Genomic DNA, 2,071 nt, shown 5'->3' with positions numbered 1-2,071 from the left:
ACCCGCCCTAATAAACTCCCTCTTCACGAACTTCGGTAGGGCCGGTGATGATGCTGTTACGTTGTACATGCTTGAGTTCAGGGTTCCTAGGAATAACGTTGATCTCTCCGTGAGTTTTCACAAGGAGATTAGGAGGTGCTTCTATAGGGTTGGGCATTCGTGGGTTGGTTATGACGTTTGTTTTGATGTTGATAGGTGGAGGGGTGTTTTTGCTGGGTATGTTGATGCCTACGTTAGGGTCTACCCGATCAGTGTTGGTGCCAATGATGCATTGCGTATTATTGATGAGGTCATTGCCAAGTTGAAGGGTAAGATCAGGTTCCTTGAGGAGGATCTTAAGTACGAGTTGAGAGGGTATCGGAAAAATAGGTTGGTCCGCCTATTAAGTGAGCTTAATGCGGTTTTAAGGGGTTGGGAGTCGTTTAGGGAGCGTTTGGTGGTTAGGCATGGAGGTAAGGGTATTAAGGAGTTGTGACTTAATCGTTAGGGAATACCGCGTTGATGAGCATTGGCCTAGCTCTCCATCCCTCTTTGCTGACCTATCGATGGCTGATTATGTGGAGTTGGTTGTCGAGGTTGGTGGTCGCGCTCGTTATCATTACCCGTATAGGGTTGTCATGACGAATTACGGCGAGTTGCTGCTGGTTAGGACTGATAGTTATGGTGATGGTAGGATTAGGAGGCACAAGGCTTCGGTTTGCCCGTTCGCTAGGTGCCGCTATTTGCTTGGTCCTTTGGCGAACGTGAGGTTCGTGGTCAGGGTTTTTGGGGTTAGGAATCCTGATCCCCTGATTAGGATTTCTTAAATCATTGAGCCAAGCCTCATGCGCACCTTAATTTGTGTATTTTTATTTCGGTGTAGGTGTTTTCCCTGGCCATTATTAGTGATACCCTATCTATCATTATTGCCCTGCCCGAGACTTCATTGTTTATATCCAGCTCTTGGATTACCTGGATTAGGTATTGTGGGTCCACCTTGCTCCTTACGTAGGCTATCGTGATGTGCGGTTTGAAGTCTCCAATGTACCTATCGCCAATCCTCACCCCTGAGCTGCTTAGTGCGTTTAGTATTGCCGATCTCAGCCTTACTAACTCCCTGGTCTTATCCACCTCTATGGCTATGACCCTTGGTTTTGATGGTGTTGGTAGTAGGACTACCTGTTTCGTGCGTATGGTAAAGCATGGTATGTTGCTTACGGCTTGTTCGACCTTATTGTCTGCTTGGTCGCTTGGTCTGTCGCCGACGTATAGTAGGGTTATGTGGTGATTGCCTTCTTTTACAGGTATTGCTGGTAGTGCCTTGGCTAGTTGTGTTACGTGTAATTCCTTTATTATTGAGCCGTAGAAGAAGCCCACGGTTGTTGGGTTAGGTTGGGGTATTAATCATTTAATTCTTACGGGGGCGTTGGATTTATAAAGCCCTCATTTGACATTTGTTGCGTGTCCAATACCGTGAAGATCACCGTCAAGAGAACGCCGATGGACTTTGTGGAGAAGCGTCGAAGGCCTGATTGGTGCCCTGGTTGTGGGGATTACGGTATATTACAGGCGATATACCAAGCCCTCGCCGACCTTAATCTAGATCCTCACAATGTGTTTTTGGTGTCTGGTATTGGTTGTTCTGCCAAGACTATTCATTACGTGAATGCCAACGGCGCCCACACATTGCATGGTAGACCTATTCCGTATGCCACGGGCATCAAGCTGTCCAATCCGAACCTCGAGGTTATTGTGATTGGTGGTGATGGCGACTTGATGGGTATTGGTGCTGAGCACCTTGTGCATGCTGGTAGGCGTAATGTGGATTTAACGGTGCTCATGTACGATAACGGTGTTTACGGCTTAACGAAGGGACAGGCTAGCCCAACACTGAGGAGGGGTGTTAAGACCAAGGCCCTTGCCAAGCCCAATATTTATGATGCAATCAACCCCGTCGTCCTAGCCCTGTCCGTTGGTTTCACGTTTGTTGCCCGTGGCTATGCCTACGATGTTAAGCACCTAGCCTACCTAATCAGGGAGGGTATTAGGCATAGGGGCTCTGCATTCATTGATATCCTTCAACCGTGCCCCA

Annotated in this window: 3 protein-coding genes and 1 pseudogene; 3 read left to right on the top strand and 1 reads right to left on the bottom strand. The window is 47.9% G+C overall.

What is annotated here, in order from left to right; all coding sequences use genetic code 11:
* Together B7L70_RS13660 and B7L70_RS12610 are read left to right on the top strand one after the other, a co-directional pair.
* A pseudogene (locus tag B7L70_RS13660) lies at positions 1-475 on the top strand (hypothetical protein); the annotation flags it as partial.
* On the top strand, positions 447-806 hold the full coding sequence (locus B7L70_RS12610; RefSeq protein WP_081228468.1) for a hypothetical protein: 360 nt from the start codon (positions 447-449) through the stop codon (positions 804-806). The pseudogene B7L70_RS13660 and the gene B7L70_RS12610, both read left to right, overlap by 29 nt.
* Positions 807-822: 16 nt before the next feature.
* Here B7L70_RS12610 and B7L70_RS12605 read toward each other — a convergent pair whose 3' ends face one another.
* A complete protein-coding gene (locus tag B7L70_RS12605) occupies positions 823-1,356 on the bottom strand; it encodes a 2'-5' RNA ligase family protein (RefSeq protein ID WP_162009186.1) in 534 nt (177 codons plus the stop codon).
* Between the two features lie 123 nt (positions 1,357-1,479).
* Here B7L70_RS12605 and B7L70_RS12600 point away from each other — a divergent pair.
* On the top strand, positions 1,480-2,071 hold a 592-nt coding region (locus tag B7L70_RS12600; RefSeq protein WP_238376265.1), incomplete at its 3' end, for a thiamine pyrophosphate-dependent enzyme.

The organism is Vulcanisaeta sp. EB80 (assembly GCF_002078205.2).
Note: the sequence above shows the minus strand (reverse complement) of the source record. Positions and strands in the feature narration are given on the sequence as shown.

Coding starts and splice junctions, on each gene's coding strand:
- B7L70_RS12610 (WP_081228468.1), top strand. CDS start 447: ATGGAGGTAAGGGTATTAAGGAGTTGTGACTTAATCGTTAGGGAATAC.